This is a genomic window from Desulfonatronum zhilinae (genome assembly GCF_900182865.1).
Classification (GTDB): Bacteria; Desulfobacterota; Desulfovibrionia; order Desulfovibrionales; family Desulfonatronaceae; genus Desulfonatronum; species Desulfonatronum lacustre.
Genome location: NZ_FXUJ01000014.1, coordinates 100,461 through 116,001, shown reverse-complemented (window position 1 = coordinate 116,001; position 15,541 = coordinate 100,461). Strand labels below are relative to the sequence as shown.

13 protein-coding genes are annotated in these 15,541 nt (G+C 60.2%); 1 reads left to right on the top strand and 12 read right to left on the bottom strand.

Going from position 1 to position 15,541, the window contains the following annotated elements; translation table 11 throughout:
- Positions 1–286: 286 nt before the first annotated feature.
- Together AC559A_RS12220 and AC559A_RS12215 are read right to left on the bottom strand one after the other, a co-directional pair.
- On the bottom strand, positions 287–751 hold the full coding sequence (locus AC559A_RS12220) for an Lcl C-terminal domain-containing protein (RefSeq protein ID WP_498818127.1): 465 nt from the start codon (positions 749–751) through the stop codon (positions 287–289).
- A gap of 146 nt (positions 752–897) precedes the next feature.
- Positions 898–1,332, bottom strand: a complete 435-nt coding sequence (locus AC559A_RS12215; protein WP_498818126.1) for an Lcl C-terminal domain-containing protein — start codon at positions 1,330–1,332, stop codon at positions 898–900.
- A 511-nt stretch (positions 1,333–1,843) separates the two neighbouring features.
- On the opposite strand from AC559A_RS12215, the gene AC559A_RS12210 reads away from it, so the two are divergent.
- Entirely contained in the window at positions 1,844–3,448 is a 1,605-nt protein-coding gene (locus AC559A_RS12210; RefSeq protein WP_498818125.1) for an AAA family ATPase, read from the top strand.
- A gap of 56 nt (positions 3,449–3,504) precedes the next feature.
- Here AC559A_RS12210 and AC559A_RS12205 read toward each other — a convergent pair whose 3' ends face one another.
- The 10 genes from AC559A_RS12205 to AC559A_RS12160 all read right to left on the bottom strand — a co-directional run bounded on the left by AC559A_RS12205 (position 3,505) and on the right by AC559A_RS12160 (position 15,518).
- On the bottom strand, positions 3,505–4,188 hold the full coding sequence (locus AC559A_RS12205) for a CatA-like O-acetyltransferase (protein WP_498818124.1): 684 nt from the start codon (positions 4,186–4,188) through the stop codon (positions 3,505–3,507).
- 38 nt (positions 4,189–4,226) lie between these two features.
- Positions 4,227–4,595, bottom strand: a complete 369-nt coding sequence (locus AC559A_RS12200) for a hypothetical protein (protein WP_498818123.1) — start codon at positions 4,593–4,595, stop codon at positions 4,227–4,229.
- Complete coding sequence (locus AC559A_RS12195; protein ID WP_498818121.1) at positions 4,577–6,370, bottom strand: amidohydrolase; 1,794 nt, start codon at positions 6,368–6,370, stop codon at positions 4,577–4,579. Before AC559A_RS12195 ends, AC559A_RS12200 begins: the two co-directional genes overlap by 19 nt.
- A 3-nt stretch (positions 6,371–6,373) precedes the next feature.
- A complete protein-coding gene (locus AC559A_RS12190) occupies positions 6,374–7,930 on the bottom strand; it encodes an ATP-binding protein (RefSeq protein WP_498818120.1) in 1,557 nt (518 codons plus the stop codon).
- Positions 7,931–8,000: 70 nt separating this feature from the next.
- Entirely contained in the window at positions 8,001–9,275 is a 1,275-nt protein-coding gene (locus tag AC559A_RS12185) for a C45 family autoproteolytic acyltransferase/hydrolase (protein ID WP_498818119.1), read from the bottom strand.
- An 85-nt stretch (positions 9,276–9,360) separates the two neighbouring features.
- On the bottom strand, positions 9,361–9,564 hold the full coding sequence (locus AC559A_RS12180; protein ID WP_498818129.1) for an amidohydrolase family protein: 204 nt from the start codon (positions 9,562–9,564) through the stop codon (positions 9,361–9,363).
- A gap of 16 nt (positions 9,565–9,580) precedes the next feature.
- The gene (locus AC559A_RS12175) at positions 9,581–10,021 is read right to left on the bottom strand and encodes a cupin domain-containing protein (RefSeq protein WP_028571816.1); all 441 of its coding nucleotides are present in this window, start codon (positions 10,019–10,021) and stop codon (positions 9,581–9,583) included.
- Positions 10,022–10,050: 29 nt separating this feature from the next.
- Entirely contained in the window at positions 10,051–11,781 is a 1,731-nt protein-coding gene (locus tag AC559A_RS12170; RefSeq protein ID WP_498818118.1) for a uracil-xanthine permease family protein, read from the bottom strand.
- A gap of 37 nt (positions 11,782–11,818) precedes the next feature.
- Positions 11,819–12,565: a M15 family metallopeptidase gene (locus AC559A_RS12165; protein ID WP_498818117.1), complete on the bottom strand. Its 747-nt coding sequence runs from the start codon at positions 12,563–12,565 to the stop codon at positions 11,819–11,821.
- Positions 12,566–13,298: 733 nt separating this feature from the next.
- Complete coding sequence (locus AC559A_RS12160) at positions 13,299–15,518, bottom strand: PAS domain S-box protein (protein WP_498818116.1); 2,220 nt, start codon at positions 15,516–15,518, stop codon at positions 13,299–13,301.
- Between the last annotated feature and the right edge of the window lie 23 nt (positions 15,519–15,541).

Below are 15,541 nucleotides of genomic sequence, written 5' to 3'. Positions count from 1 at the left end.
AATAACTTGCATGTTGGGGCATTTCTTTCTCTGGCATCTGAAACTCATTTTGGAAAAAAAAAGCACCATCCATTACGCTCTCGTTGCTTAGGTTTCTATTCAAAGGCCTACTGAAATTGAGGATACTTGATTTACAAGCCTTACTGGATCAGGTTGCCTGGGTCCAAAAAAGGAACCATAGGGCCCGGCTATCACACAGGCGAAAGAAGCAAGTCTTAGACCAAATTGAGTAAGTTGCGTTGTAGGGATAATAATCAGCACGGAATGACCAAATCGCCAAAACACCTCACTGTCCGGAGCGGACCGGCCATACGTGGTTGATGCCGGTCTTGTTGTCATAGCTCTTGTAGTCGGTGCTCATGTACACGGTCCACGCGTAGTCCGTGTTGTACTCGATGGTCGAGCTGGACCAGTAGGGGCCCGACTGGATCCCGGTAAAGGGATGTCCGCCTTGAAATGCACGGTATAGAGCCCTAAGCTCATCCCAGCTCGGCAGCCGCCAGCCGCCAATGCTCGACGAGCCGCCCAAACCGAAGATACCGAAAGAACTGCATCTGGACATGGCGTCATGCCAACTCAAGCTACCGAACGGGTTCGCATCCTTGGTCCACATCAGCCCCGTCACCGTATCCGTCACCGTCCCGTTCCCATTGTCCTTGAACCGCTGGGCCTGAGCTTCGCCAGACAAGGCCAGCCCGGTCAGGCAGAGCATGAAGGCCAGGGCCGCTGTTGTGAAAGCCTTTCTCCACATTTTTCTCATGACGTTCCTCCGTGGTTGGGTTGAATAATCTTCACAAGCTGAATGTTTTTATCATTTTGCTTTGGCTGGATGAGGCTGTTCCAGCGACAACCCCATCCAACTCAAAGGGCCAAATTACCGAAGAATCAAATCATCTATCACTGTCCAGAACGCACGGCACGAACGTAGTGACTAACCGACTTCAAGTTGCTGCCCGCGGAGCAGATGTATTCGAAGTCGGCGCCCCACGCGTAGTTCGTATAGTTGGTGTAAGTAGTAGACGACCAGTAACGTCCCGGACTCACATCCATTAGAGATCTACACGGTAAAGAGCACATTCCCCATAATTCTTCCTTACTCGGCAGCCACCAATCCGAATGTCCGCCTAAAGAAAGACTGGAGGCATAACGCATGGCCTGAACCCAATCCATTGGACCAGCCGTTGCTTTTTGCCACATCAGACCGGTGCCATTGTCCGTCACGGTCCCATCCCCATTGTCCACGCACCGCTGGGCAAAGGTCACCCCAGGCATAACAAATCCGGCCAGGCAAAGCAGAACCGCCATGGTTGCAACCGCGTATAGCTTTTTCATGATTCTTCTCCTGTTGAGGTTGGGCTTTAATGGTCTTGCATCTCTTTAAGTGTTGGTATTCCAGCCTGCACCGGGATAAGCATGACGTCATGGGCATCTGATTGCAGGCGGTCTTCTGGCCGATGTCTTTTCTAAAGCAAAACCCAAGCCAGACAAGAACATTTTGAAATCAAGGCATAATTTATTATCCGCCAACATTCTGCGCAGTCTGCGACCGCAAACATGGTTGGCGGTACCCCAATAGTGTTGGCGCTGTTCACGGCGCGGCGTCACCGTGGACGGTTGTGCGGCGACAGCCTGGACGGACACGACAGCCTGCCCGATCCGGCCAATGACAGACAAAGTCAAAACCTGCCCGCGCGGTCTATAGTTCATCCCAGACTCCACGAATAGTGGGCGAGGATGGGTCGCGATTCCGCGCTGTTCGGGATTGCGGGCCTTGTCGCTTCCAGGTATCCACGGACATTTCCCCCTCGATCGAACCTTGAAAAAATATCGCCAAGGAGCCGTCATGGAAAAATTCTTCAACACTTCCGGACCGGTGGACCCTGCCGAACACTACTCCCTGCCCCCGCTACACCGGGTGGATTGGGAAGAAGTCAATCACCTGATCCGAACCAAGCGCTATTTCGTGCTCCACGCCCCGCGCCAGACCGGCAAGACGAGTACGCTTTTGGCCATCATGGCCGAGCTGAACGCCGAGGGTCGCTTTGCCTGCGCCTACGCCAACATCGAGGGGGCCCAGGCAGCGAGAGGGGACGAGATGAAAGGAATGCTCGCCGTGTGCGATACCCTGGTGGAGTCCATTGCTTTCCATCTGAAAGCGGTTGAACTGAACGACTGGTACAGCAAGTTCAGGTCCGAAATCTCTCCGTTGCGCCTGCTCACCTCAATTCTGCAATTCTGGTCCCAGCACTCGACCAAACCGGTGGTTCTCCTCCTGGACGAGGTGGACGCTTTGGTTGGCGACACACTGATCTCCCTGCTGCGGCAGATCCGGGCCGGATACGCCCAGCGGCCCGCAGCCTTTCCCCAGAGCGTGATTCTCTGCGGAGTCAGGGATGTGCGCGACTACCGGATGCGCCAGGAGGGCGTGGAAGTGATCACCGGCGGCAGCGCCTTCAATATCAAGGCCGAATCCCTGCGCATGGGCAACTTCACCGAGGAGGAAATCCGGAGCTTGTGGCGGCAGCATACCGAGGCCACGGGTCAGACCTTTGCAGGTGAAATTTTTGACGAACTCTGGCTGGACACCACGGGCCAGCCCTGGCTGGTCAATGCCCTGGGTTACGAGACAACCTGGAAGGACAAGGACGCTCGGGATCGGACCCGGCCCATCGCCCTGGAAGATTACCGGGCCGCACGGGAGCGGCTGATCCTGTCCCGGGCCACGCACCTGGATCAGTTGGCGGACAAGCTCAAGGAACCCCGTGTGCATAAAGTGGTCGCGGCCCTGCTGTCCGCGGAGCAGACCGGGATGCAGATGCCTGTTGACGACTTGCAGTACGTGGAGGATCTGGGGCTGATCCGCGTTCGTCCCCAACTGGCCATCAGCAATCGCATTTACCAGGAGATCATCCCCCGTGAACTGACCTGGTCCACCCAAACCATGATCGCCAACCAGGATCTGGCCTGGTATGTCGGCCCGGATCATCGGTTGGACATGGATAAGCTGCTGAGAGCGTTCCAGCAGTTTTTCCGGGAAAACGGAGAAAGCTGGGTGGAGCGGTTCGAGTACAAGGAGGCCGGGCCGCAACTGCTGCTCCAGGCCTTCCTGCAGCGCGTGCTCAACGGCGGCGGTCGGCTGAACCGGGAATTCGGCCTGGGCCGTCGGCGCACCGATCTGCTCCTGGAATGGCCCCTGGACGAGGCCCAGGGATTTTTCGGTCCGGTGCAGCGGGTGGTCATCGAACTGAAACTGCTTCATGCCCGGAGAAGCCTGGAATCCACCCTGGCCGAGGGTCTGGAGCAGACGGCGGATTACGCGGACAAGGTCGGGGCCGGGGAGGCCCATCTGGTCGTCTTCCATCGGGATCCAGGCAAAACCTGGGAAGAGCGGATCTGGATGCGGCGGGAGCGGTTCGGGAAGTGGGAGATTGCCGTGTGGGGGTGTTGAGTGATGCCGCGGTGGATATGGTGTTTGTACACAATGCCAGTGGAGAGCCTTGATCGTCACCTCATGTCGTTCCGGCCATTTTTGCGGGCCGGCGGATCTTGCGAGAATCCCTCTTCGGGGACCGAGCAAGAGGCCTGGAAAGTGTTGATAAAATTAGAGACATGCAGGCCATCCGCCAAACCATGGTGCACGTGAACATTGAAGGCCATGATATGGCCGTGACCGCGCTCCACGAAACGTCCCCAGGTAATGCGCGGAAAGGAGTCCGCGGGATTGAGGGGCGCGGGATTGACAAGGGAGGTAAAATGGAGCCAGGGGAGGCAACTGATATAGATCTGGTCCGCACTGTCCGGTTCCAGCTCCTTTTCCTTCACGCCGCTTTGCGCATCCGCCTTGATGGGGGCATTGATCTCCAGAAAACGCGCTATCTCTTCAGCATGACGCCCTCTGCAAAAATTGAGCTTGCCGTCCGTGGTCTGCACCGTGAAGGACGGGTGAACCATGTCAAAAAGCAGAATCTCATCACCCACGACACGTACTCGGAGTTCCTCGACCGCGTTGAGCGCCCTGGAAACCAAAAAAATCATCCCAAGGTAGGGAGGGATGTTCCGCGCCTTCATGTATTCCAGACAGGCCCCCACCTCAATCTCCACGGTCAGGGTCAAATAGGGATACTCCATCCGGCTGAAGTAGCGAAACATCTCCGCTCTCGCCCAAGTTGCCAGTTCAATCTTGCGCATTGATCGTCCTTTTTCAGGTTTTCGCCCTGCTCAGCCAATCACAAGCCCTCGCTGATGGGCATGATGCCGGATTGCCTTGCGTCGTCAATGTCGATGATCGCGTAGCCTTCCGAGGTTTCCTCGTTCATGGAGTCGCTGATAAAGAAAGGCAGGGCTTTCAGGAATTGATCGTTGCCCGCGGACACGGCCTTCTCGAAGGATGCGGTTCCGACCATGGTGGTCTCAATGCACAAGGTTTCTTCCTGCTCCTCATCCAGGTGAACGCAGACGAACATGTGGCCCGGCACGGAGACCAGAAACGGACTCATTTCCAGTTTGCGGAAGACCGAGGCAAAGAGCGCGCTGCCCTCGACGCAGTTGGCCTGGGCCGTGCGGACCTGCCGGCCGATCAGGCGGACGTGCTGCATGGCCACGACTCCGGATTCCCCGGAGGATCTGGTGATGTTGCTGTACTTGAACCCCCGGGCCTGGCCGAGGCTGAATCCGCGATGGGAGTGCGGTGAATGATTCTGCCCTGAAACATGGTCAGGCTGACCCTGGCCTGGGAGATTTCGTCGGGCGGGACCTTGAGGATGTCGCGGTCCAGGACAACGAGGTCGGCGGATTTGCCGACCGTGATGGACCCGGTGACGGCTTCCTGAAAGTCGGCATAGGCGCCGCCCAGGGTGTGGGCGTGGAGCATGGCGGCCAAGGGGACGCACTGGGCCGGGTTGTAGGCCTGAACCTCTTGCGGGTCCAGGCCGCGGCGGGTGACGCCGATCTGGATGGATTCCAGGGGATTGAAGGTGTTCAGCTCCCCGCTGAACGGCCAGTCCGTGCCGCAGGCCAGGGCCGCGCCGCTGTCCAGGAGATCCCGGACCGGATAGAGGCTCCAGGCCCGCTGCGCCCCCAGGGAGACCAGGGTGGTATGGGCAAAATGCTTTTCCTCGCAAAACCAGATCGGCTGGAGGTTGGCGATGACGCCCAGGGCCCGGAAGCGGGGAATGTCCCGGGGATGGATCAGGTCGGCATGGGCGATCATGTGTCGGGCGCCAGGACGTGTTTCCGGACGGCCGTTTTCACGTTGGGCCTGCTCTACTGCATCCAGGGCCAGGCGCACGCCCTGATCCCCAACAGCGTGAAAATGGATCTGGAAGCCGTGGGCGTCCAGGGCCGTGACAATCCGGTGCAGCTCGTCCAAGGCCCACAGGCTTTCGCCCCGGTAGCCCGGCATGTCCGCGTAGGGTTCCAGGAGCAGGGCGGTGCGGCCTTCGATGACCCCGTCCACGAAAATTTTGGCCGTGCGCGGCGTGAGCAGCGCGGACTGAAAGGACTCCCGGAGATGGAGCAGGTGATCAATCTGGGCCAGGCCTTTTTCCGGTTCGCAGAGCAGGGAGGCCTGCACCCGCATGTGCAGGTCGCCGTCTCGCTCCAGGGCCTGATAGGCCAGCAGCTCTTCTTCATGGGCCATGGCCTCATGGACCGAGACAATGCCCATACCGGCGGCCCGCTGCAAAAAGGCCCAGCCGGCCATGACCCGATCCCGCAAGGTCGGGGCCGACAGGCGTGACTCCACCAGCTCCATGGCCGTCCACTCCCGGAGGATACCGGTTGCCTCGCCGCTGAGCGCATCCCGTTCGATGATCCCGCCGGGCGGGTTGGGCGTGTCCCTGGTGATTCCGGCCAGATCCAGGGCTCTGGTGTTCACCCAGGCGTTGTGGCCGTCAATGGATTTAAGCAGCACAGGACGGTCCGGAACAATGGCGTCCAGATGCTCGCGGCGCGGCGCAAGATCCGGCAACCAGCCCCCGCCCCGGATGAAGTCCTGGTCCTGGTTGGCCCGGGCATAGCTCGCGATATGGGCCAGGCAGGCATCCCGCTCCACCAGACCGGTCAGATTGCACTCCACCAGATTCATGCCGCCGAGGATGGGGTGGATGTGGGCGTCCCGGAACCCCGGCAGGATCAGTCCGCCCGCAATGTCAACAACCTCCGTGTTCGGCCCGATCCAGGCCCGGATCTCACGGGTTGTGCCGATGGCCGCGATTCTGCCCTGGCGCACGGCCACGGCATCGGAGCGTGTTTCAGACGCGTCCTTTGGCGCATCACTTGGTCCACCATATGTTGCACCATTTGGTGCGCCTGGCCCGGCAACACGCCCCGCCAACAGGACGCTGTCCGCATAGGGTCGTTCGTGATTCATGGCCTACAGATTCTCGTTGGGGTCATGGCGCCTGATGTAGGCCAGCAGGTCCCGGGCCAGGTCCGAAAAGACCTGGACCTTGTCGTAATCAAAAGGAATGTTGTTCAGATATTGCAGGACCAGGGCGTCTCCCCGGCCGGTTTCCGGTTGGATGCCTGCAAAGAAGAATCCGTGTTTTTCCAGCTCCGCGGTGATGAAAGCGGATGTCGGGTCATCCAGGGGCAGGAAGAGGTCAATGGCCGCCACCTGTTTCAGGCACAGATCGCGCAGAATGCGCCGCACCTCGCGAACACAGTCCGAGCCGTAGTCGTGGACCTTGATCATCGCGCAATTTTCCAGGGGATAGACCTTGGTATCGATGCGCGAGGCCTGGGGTGCGAGCGTTGGTGGATTGTGCGGCAACGGGGCCAGGACATGGGGGGCGGCAATATGTTCGAGAATGCGCCCGATCATCTCCCGGTGGTGCGGGGGGGCGAAAATCTGGCGCGGGCTGGGCTGTTTGAGGTAGACAAAGCTCAGGACCACGCTGATCCGCTGGGTGCCGGGTTCGTCAATGCCCTTGAATTTCCAGGTGGCCGGACTGGTGGCCAGAAAAATGCCGCAGTCCCGGAAGCCCAGCTTGATCACGCCGCGCTGGGTAAAGACATGATTGGCCACGGAATAGGAGTACACTCCGGTCAGGGGGCGCTTGGCCGGGGTGGTCAGCAGGAATTTGGCCAGCCGGCCCATGCAGCCCTGGTTGCGGAAGGCCTGGTTCACGAAAACAAAGGTGTACTCCGCGGTCCTGGCCCCGGCGTCATCGAAAACCAGCGCGGCATGGCCCATGAACTCGTTGTCCGCGGTCACGGCCACGGCGGAGATCATCTCCTCGGTCGCATTCATTTCCGCCAGACGCTCCGGGTAGTAGATGACCTCGTTGAAAAACGTATAGCCATGATTCTTGTACGCGCTGCGGGAAACCTCGATGGCCTCGTCCGCAGTCATTCGGCGCACGGCGTAGTCGATGCGCGGGGGAGGCGTTTGAGGAGTCTGAGGCGCAGAGGCGCTGTCCGCAGGTTGCGGATCAGGGGCGTTCTCCGCAGGGTCCGCGTCCTGTCCCTGGGCCTCGAAACCCGGGTGGACGCTTTTTCCGGGCAGGTATTTGACCAGGCGGGTTTCCTTGCCGTCCGGCCCCAGGTTGTGGAAGGCTACCTCGTCCATGGTCTGGCGCATCAAGGCCATGCCCATGCCCCTGGCGGAAACCTGCTCAAGGTCGTCGCCCTGCTCGAAAACAGGAGCCTTGCCCGGGTCAAAGGGGATGCCCTTTTCCCGGATGATGATCCGCAGGCCCAGGGTGACCTGCTCGCAGACAATATCAAAGGCACCCGGCTCGTCGTCTTCCAGAAAGGCGTGCTGCACGACGTTGGACACCGCTTCCTCCACCGCCAGTTCGATCCGGGAAATGTCGTCCCCGGCAAAGCCGACGAGTACGGCCGCCTCGCGCACGTATGCCAAGACAAGGGGAAGGGCCGCCATATCGCAGGGGGCGGTGAGCTTGAAGGAAAGGGAATGGTTGCGCATCAATCAACTCCTGTGTCTGTTCCCAGGAAAACCGGTAAAAGATTACCTGGTCGGGTCAATGACGACGATCTCACTTGTCAGCGCCACTCTCCTGCCTGCCGTCGAAATACCCGGCCAGGGGCACCCGTTCCCAATCCGCGTAGTCGCATCCCCGCATCCAGATCGTTCGCTCGGCGGGTACGGCCACGACCTGCACCACCGTGCCGGGATGGTAGGCGCCGCCCTCTTCCATGGGCACCTCCAGGTAGGCCATCATGGTCTGGGGCGTGAACAATCCCTTGTACGCCGGGGACTGGGCCAGGCGAAGCATGTTGTCGTAGCGCGGATCAATGTCCGAGGGTTTCGGCGGAGCGACCCTGTTCCGCCAATGCGCCGGATACGGGGGGACAAAGCTGTTGTAGGCGATGACCAGGCCGCGATCGTCCGCCGGACGGACCCTGGCGTCAAACGTGGGGCGCTCCAGGGAGACGGCGTGGGTCGGGTCCGCGATCTGCAGAATGTAGGAGATGTCCGCCGGGATGCTTTTGAGCAGGGCCGAGGCCTGTTGCACCGTGTCGCTGCGGTTGAGCGCCGTGACCAGAACCGAACTCGTGTCCTCGCGCTCGCCATGCACCGTGGGGTCGGAATACTCGCCGTTGTTCAGCTCAATGAACAGCCCCCGGCTGTTCATCCCAGTTTCCAGATACACGTTGCCCAGGGGGTGGATATTGGCCAGGGCATTGCCTTCCAGCGGATGAAACACGACCACGGCCAGATAGCGCATGTACCGGCTCATGGCCTTCCGGTCGATGTCCCAGTTGCGGCCGAAGATCAGGGCTCCGTCCTTGGTGTAGCCGTCCCAGACCGCGATGCCGCTGCATGCGCTGGGCGGCTCTCCGCCCAGGACCGCGTTGGTCAGCAGCATCATCCCGGCATTGAGGACCAGAGTTTCCTCATAAGACAGGCCGGAGGTTTGGCTGATGCCGCGAAGCAGCTCCTGCAACTGAGATGAATACTGGCTGACCGCCTCGGTCGCCGTCCTCTTCTGGTCTTCTTCGGGTATGCCCCGGGCGATGACATCCCGCGTTATCTCGGCATGAAACCGACGCAGTTCCGGCCCCATCAGGCCTCCGTACTGGCGACCCATCTCCAGCCATGAACCCGCCAGATCCAGGACCCAGTACGTTCCGGAAACAGTCCTTTCGGCGCGTCCGTTTTCAAAAGACCGGATTGAGCCGCCCTCCCCGTCGCTCCCGCCGCAGCCCGGCAAAAGAAGCAGGACGATGAGCGCGACAAAGAAGACATACCGCTTGCCGGCCAGGGCCATCTTGGGTGCGGAATACCGATCATCGCGTGTTGGCTGCATAACCTTCTCCTGGTTGCATTGGGTTGAATCCGTCATCCCAAATGGGTGCTGGACAACAACGCGGCATTTGGGAGTTTTTCAAAGGCTATTTCGCGCTTGAAGCGCGATGGATGACCTTGCCCTGGAACATGGCCAGGCTGACCCCGGCCCGGGATATTTCGCTTGGCGGGACCTCCAGGACATTGCGGTCCAGGACGACCAGGTCGGCGGACTTGCCGATACTGATGGACCCGGTGACGGCTTCCTGGAAGTCGGCATAGGCCCCGCCCAGGTTGTGCGCGTGGAGCATGGACACGTGGCGCGGGCTATTCCCGTGTTTGCGTGATGGGCAGGTCCGCTGTCCCGGCATAGAAGACCACGATGTGCGCGGGTTCGTCGCCCAGGCTTTCGCCCCAGTGCCAGGTGCCGACCACCTCGACAATGGCCTCCCCGGCTTGCAAGTCCAGGACCTGGCCGTCCAGGGTATGCACCCGCAGGCGGCCGCTGAGCAGGATGCCCGCATTGATGACCGGGTGTTGGTGCACGGGCAGCTTTGTTCCAGGCGGAATGGTGATGCTCAGAATGCGGACCTCCGGCTGTCCTTCCGGGTAGGACGGCAGCAATGCTCCATCCCAGCTCGTTTCCGCCCTGGCCAGTTCCCGGACCAGAACGCCCGTGCCTTTGGCGGCAACCGGACCAGGGCCAAGCCCAGAACCAAGGAAGACGAACCAACCGATGGCTAAAAGACTGGTCAAACGACGTCGCATGGGATGTCCTTTGTTGCGTTATTTCAAGTTCAGTCGTCAATGAAAAAAGAAATGTACGTATTCCCGGAGAGATGGTAGTGCAACACGTCGCGGGCCATTTTGGCCAGCAGGAACAGCCCCAGCCGCGACAATTCCGCTTCGTTGGCGCAGGAGGGGTGGACGGGCGGAGGGCAATTGTCCACGTCTTCGACCCGTGAACCGCAGATGATTTCCACGAACACCCCGTCTTCCCTGCGCTGAATGTCGAACAGGCAGGTCTCGTCCCCGTCGGCGACGTGCCCGCAGAGATGATCGAACGTCTCCTCGCAGGCCAGGCGCAGACGATGAAAGCTTCCGTCGCTCATCTTGAATTCGTGTCGAACATCCTCCAGCGTGGCCAGCAGCCTGGGCATTTCCTCCGACCGCGGCGCAAGCCGGAAGGTCTTGCGGGGCTTGGGAAAGAGGACCAGCAACAGACTCATGAACATGGCCACGAACCCACCCATGGCCACGCCGTTTTGCAGCATCGGGGCCAGAGCAACGGGCATCACCTCGGGAAAGAAACTGCGGGTTTCGGCCACGAGCCCCGTGCACAAAGACAACCCCAGGATCAGGCCGATTTGAAAATCCAGTCCGGAACTGATGATCAGACCGATGCCCGCGGCAAAAAGCATCCCGCAGATGACCACGAGCATTCCACCGATGACCGGGGCGGGCAGGTCCAGCAGAAAACCGGAAATCTTGGGCAGAAAGGCCAGGGCGAACAGGATGGCCGCGCCCATCAGGCCGACGCGGCGGGACGCCACCCGGGTCATCTTCAGTAGCGGCAGGTTGTCGCAGAACGTGGCCACCGGCGCGGCTCCGCTCACTCCGGCCAGAGCCTTGGCCGCGGCGTCGCCGTACAGCCCGCCCTGAACCTGCTGGTAGTCCACCTTGCGAAACCGACGCAACGAAAACTGCTGCACGAGCATGATGTTCCCGGTGCCTTCCATGGCACTGACCAGCGCGGCCATGACGAATGCGGCCAGCAGGGGGACATGGGTCAATCCCAGGTTGAGTTCGAGCCCGGGCCAGGCCCATTGAGGCAACCCGATCCAGGGCGCGGAGAGGACCTGGTCGAGTTGGAGAATCCCGAAAAACCAGGCCGCCGCGCATCCCGCGCCCAGGCCCAGCAGCGGAGTCCAGAGCCGCAACGTGGTGGTGCCGAACAGCATCAGCAGCACCAGGACGGCCATGGTGACCACGCCCACGACATAGTTGGGATACGAGCCGAATCCGGGCCGATCCGGAAAGCCGCCCTGCCACAGCTCGATGGCGATGGGCATCAGGCTCAGCGCCACGAGGATGATCATGATCCCGCCGATTTGCGGGGTGACGATATGGCGTAAAAACCGCAGGAAGTAGGAGTAGAAAAAAACCACCGGCGCGCTGAGCAGGGTCATGGTGGCCATCAGCTCCAGCCCGCCCATGCGGATCGCGCTCAGGGTGCAGGCCAGAAAGGCGGAATAGGAGCCCATGAAGAGCACGAACCCGCAACCGATGCGCCCCACCCGCAGGGTCTGGATCAAGGTGCCCAGGGCCGCGACCAGGATCGTGGCAAAGGTGACGAAGGCGACCTGTTCCGGCGGAGTGTGGGTGGCCTTGCCGATCATGATCGGCAGGAAGATGATCCCGTCGAAAATCAGGGAAACATGGGTCAAACCCAAAAGCAGCGACAGCCCCCAGCCCGGCTTGTCGTCCACGGCATGCAGGATGCGATCGGAATCAGCGCGTAGGGTCATGGATGGCTATCTTCTTGAAAAATATGGAAGAGACTGTCTATTTTACCACAAAATCGAAATAGGTGTCCGGGAACGGTTCGTCGGCCAAAGTGAAGTGCCACCATTCCTTGTCATAGTATTTGAAGCCGTGTTTTTCCATGAGGGTCTTCAGCAGCAGCCGGTTCAGCCGTTGCCGGGTGGTCAGGTTGGGATTCTCCGGGTGGGAGCGTTCATGGAAGCAGTCAAACCCCGTGCCCATGTCGATGCCGTTGTCCGGAAAGCGCTGGTCCGCCGGGAGGAAGCATTCCTTTTGCCCCGTCTCGCCGAGGATGAATGCGGGCTGCTCCGCGGGCGGCAGTTCCACGATGGTCAGATCAACGGTGCTGCCCCGACTGTGTCCCGACCTTTCGGCAATGTAGCCGTCCCGGAACAGGTTTCTTTTATCCACCGTGGGATAGAATTCGGTCCTGGTGGCCGTGTCGTCCACGTCCTTGGCCCAGCGGACAAAATGGTCCACGGCGCGCTGGGGCCGGAAGCAGTCGTAGATTTTGATCCCGAAGCCGAACGGCGCGAGGTCCGCCCGCACCCCGGCCAGGGCCTGGGCCGCCTCCCTGGTCAGATAGCACTTGGGGGCCGCGTAGCCGTCCACCCGTGCGCCGACAAAATTGTGCTCGGTGAAATACCGGATATCCATGATCGCATCCGGAATCACCTCCCTGATTTCCACAAAGGCGTCCGGCCGCTCCGAGGCCTGGACCCAACCCGACACGACGACGGCAAGCAGCAGCATGATCATTCTTTTCATGATGTTAACCCGTGATACGCTGTTAGAGTTTTGGAGGATTGCTCCTCATGGCAACGGCCCCAAGTCCATGCCTCGTTTTCGCTTGAGAAAATGCAGGTATCGGGGTCGGCGTCGGTATCGGTATCGGGATCGATACTGTTTGTTCGCCAATAATCCTAATTCGACCCCGATGCCGATACCGACCCCGATACCGCCCCCGATACCGAAAGAGAAGCTTTGAATTAGAAATGGTATTACACTTTTCAAACTTGCGGCAAGCATGACCTGGATTCCCGCCTTCGCGGGAATGACTTGTTTTTTCGTTGGCAGTACCGACATATCTGTCGGGAGTCGGCGGCTTGACGTTTCTTGGAGCGCCTTAGTCCATTTCAGGCCGCACGGAAAGTGGGGGGGGAGGGGCCGGTGTGGGTGCCGCAGCGCTGTTCGGGATTGCGGACCCTGTCGCTTCCAGGTTTACGCGGACATTTCTTGCGCGGGGATTTCGAGGATATTCGGTCTCGCCGTCAAGACAATATCGCTTTTCATTGCGGATTTGTCGCGACATCCCGCAATAGGCTTCTTGGCGGAAAGAGACTGGTGGTCTGTACGCGGAGGATCTGGATGGGATTGAGGGTCGCGGCCTGGCGGGCCGGGTGGTAGCCGAAGATGATGCCCAGGGCCGAGGCGAAATGGCCCCAGGGGTTGGTCGAAGGATTTCAAACTGCCTTTGCGGCCTGGAACTGACGATCAGCTTTTATTGGCTGGCGGTCTCATGGTCGGCTTGGCGGTCGGCCTTGGGGCGATATACGTTCGCCTCCAGCATCCTTTCCAAATCCTCCATCCGCACCGGCTTGGCCAAATAATCGTCCATCCCGGCTTCAATGAACTTCTCCCGGTCCCCGGTCATGGCATAGGCGGTCAGGGCGATGATGGGGACATCTTTCTTGGGACCGAGGTCGGTGGATGAGCGGATGGCTTTGGTGGCTTCCACTCCGTTCATCACCGGCATCTGGATGTCCATCAGGATAACGTCGAAATCCTGATCCTTGAACACGTCCAAAGCCTGTTGGCCATCCTCGGCCAGGGTCACGGCGTGGCCGGCTTTTTCCAGCAATTTGCGGATCGGCAGGGCGTTGGACGGGTCGTCTTCGGCCAGCAGGATGCGCAGTTTGTTTTTGGATTCATGCGATCGTGCCGGCCCATTTCGGCCATGTCGGCCATGGCGGTCAAGAGCGCTCTCCCCGGCGGTCGGTCTGAACGGCAGGACCACATGTACGGAGGTTCCTTTGCCGACCTCGCTTTCAACGGAAATTTTCCCATCCATCAGGGCCACGAGGCGTTTGACGATGGCCAGGCCGAGCCCGGCTCCCTGGAAGCCGCGGGCATAGGAGCCGTCCACCTGGACAAAGGGCTTGAACAGGCCGCCCAGCTTGTCGTCAGGAATGCCGATGCCCGTGTCGGATACGCAAAACCAGATTTTGCGGACATTGTCCGTGTCCGTGGCCAACGGCGCGATTTCCAGCCGGACGCTCCCCTGTTTCGTGAACTTCAGGGCATTGCCCACCAGGTTGAACAGAATCTGACGGACCCGCGCCTCGTCGCCGATGAGCCGTGAGGGGGTGTCTGGATCAATGGAACATTCCAGATGGACGCCCTTTTCCCTGGCCGCGACCTCGAACAGGTCGGACACGGAATCGCCAAGCTCCCGGATCAGGAACTCGGCCTCGTGGATGGTCATCTTGCCTGCTTCGACCCGGGACAGATCCAGGATATCCGATAGCAACCGGGTCAATCGACGAGCAGAGGATGTGCACAATTTGACGTATTCCTCCTGCTCGGCATCAAGGAGCGTGGTGTCCAGAAGCTGCATCATGCCCATAATGCCGTTGAGGGGAGTGCGGATTTCATGGCTCATGTTGGCCAGGAACTCGCTCTTCGCCTTGTTGGCGGCCTCGGCCTGGTGCTTGGCCTGAATCAGGGCGGCTTCGGCCTGCTTGCGATCCATGATGTCCAGGCAGTGGCCGATATAGCCGAGAAAATTCCCCTGGGCGTCATAGCGGGGAGTGCCGTCGTCCTGGATCCATCGATATTCGCCGTCGTGGCTGCGCAGACGGTAATCCATGCTGAACGGCTCGCGGCGGTCAAAGGCCGTGGTGTAGATGTGCAGGCACCGATCAAAGTCGTCGGGATGGACGCCCTCGATCCACCCGTTGCCCAGTTCCTGCTCCAAGGGCCGCCCGGTGAAGGCCAGCCATGGCTGGTTGAAGTAGTCGCACTTCTTGTCCAGGCCCGCGGTCCAGATCAGGGCCTGGCCGAAGTCGGCCAGATGTCTGTAGCGCTGTTCGCTCTCCCAGAGCGCCTCTTCGGCCTGTTTGCGCGCGGAAATGTCGCTGATCACAAGGTGATAGACCCATGCGTCGTCTCCGTCCCGTGCGCAGGCGGCGGACAGATGCGCCCAGAAAAGCGCCCCGTCCAATTTGACCAGCCGCAGATCCCATTTCTGGGGTTCGCCCGTCTCAACGAGTGTTTTGCGATGCAGATAGAAAATGTCCTGGTCTTCGGGAAGGATGAAGCGGGTCAAGGGCTGCTTGGCCAGCTTGCTTATGGTCGTGCCCAGCAGGGTGGCCATGGTCAGGTTGGCCTCCAGGATCCGCCCCTCTTCATTGACCGTGCAGTAGCCCGCCGGGGCCAGGTTATAGAGGTCGAAATAGCGTGCCCGGACCGTATCCAGTTCGGCCTGGGTCCGGCGCAGCTCTTCGTTCTGCAGCTCCAGTTCGATCTTGTGCACCCGCAGCTCATGGAGGGTTTGCCGGACTTCCTCGGGAACCTGGCCTTCCAAATTCCCGGACGACCAGTCGTCATTGTCCCGCAGGTAATCCTCGGCCCGTCGCCGCAGAAGAATCCGGTCAGCGGGGCCGCCCCTTTTCTTTGAAACAACGCTCCCGCCGCCTTGTCTTGCTTTCCGTTTGGTCATGGCTTCTCTCCTTGCGACGTGTC

Coding starts and splice junctions, on each gene's coding strand:
- AC559A_RS12220 (WP_498818127.1), bottom strand. CDS start 751: ATGTGGAGAAAGGCTTTCACAACAGCGGCCCTGGCCTTCATGCTCTGC.
- AC559A_RS12215 (WP_498818126.1), bottom strand. CDS start 1,332: ATGAAAAAGCTATACGCGGTTGCAACCATGGCGGTTCTGCTTTGCCTG.
- AC559A_RS12210 (WP_498818125.1), top strand. CDS start 1,844: ATGGAAAAATTCTTCAACACTTCCGGACCGGTGGACCCTGCCGAACAC.
- AC559A_RS12205 (WP_498818124.1), bottom strand. CDS start 4,188: ATGCGCAAGATTGAACTGGCAACTTGGGCGAGAGCGGAGATGTTTCGC.
- AC559A_RS12200 (WP_498818123.1), bottom strand. CDS start 4,595: ATGCAGCACGTCCGCCTGATCGGCCGGCAGGTCCGCACGGCCCAGGCC.
- AC559A_RS12195 (WP_498818121.1), bottom strand. CDS start 6,370: ATGAATCACGAACGACCCTATGCGGACAGCGTCCTGTTGGCGGGGCGT.
- AC559A_RS12190 (WP_498818120.1), bottom strand. CDS start 7,930: ATGCGCAACCATTCCCTTTCCTTCAAGCTCACCGCCCCCTGCGATATG.
- AC559A_RS12185 (WP_498818119.1), bottom strand. CDS start 9,275: ATGCAGCCAACACGCGATGATCGGTATTCCGCACCCAAGATGGCCCTG.
- AC559A_RS12180 (WP_498818129.1), bottom strand. CDS start 9,564: ATGCTCCACGCGCACAACCTGGGCGGGGCCTATGCCGACTTCCAGGAA.
- AC559A_RS12175 (WP_028571816.1), bottom strand. CDS start 10,021: ATGCGACGTCGTTTGACCAGTCTTTTAGCCATCGGTTGGTTCGTCTTC.
- AC559A_RS12170 (WP_498818118.1), bottom strand. CDS start 11,781: ATGACCCTACGCGCTGATTCCGATCGCATCCTGCATGCCGTGGACGAC.
- AC559A_RS12165 (WP_498818117.1), bottom strand. CDS start 12,565: ATGAAAAGAATGATCATGCTGCTGCTTGCCGTCGTCGTGTCGGGTTGG.
- AC559A_RS12160 (WP_498818116.1), bottom strand. CDS start 15,518: ATGACCAAACGGAAAGCAAGACAAGGCGGCGGGAGCGTTGTTTCAAAG.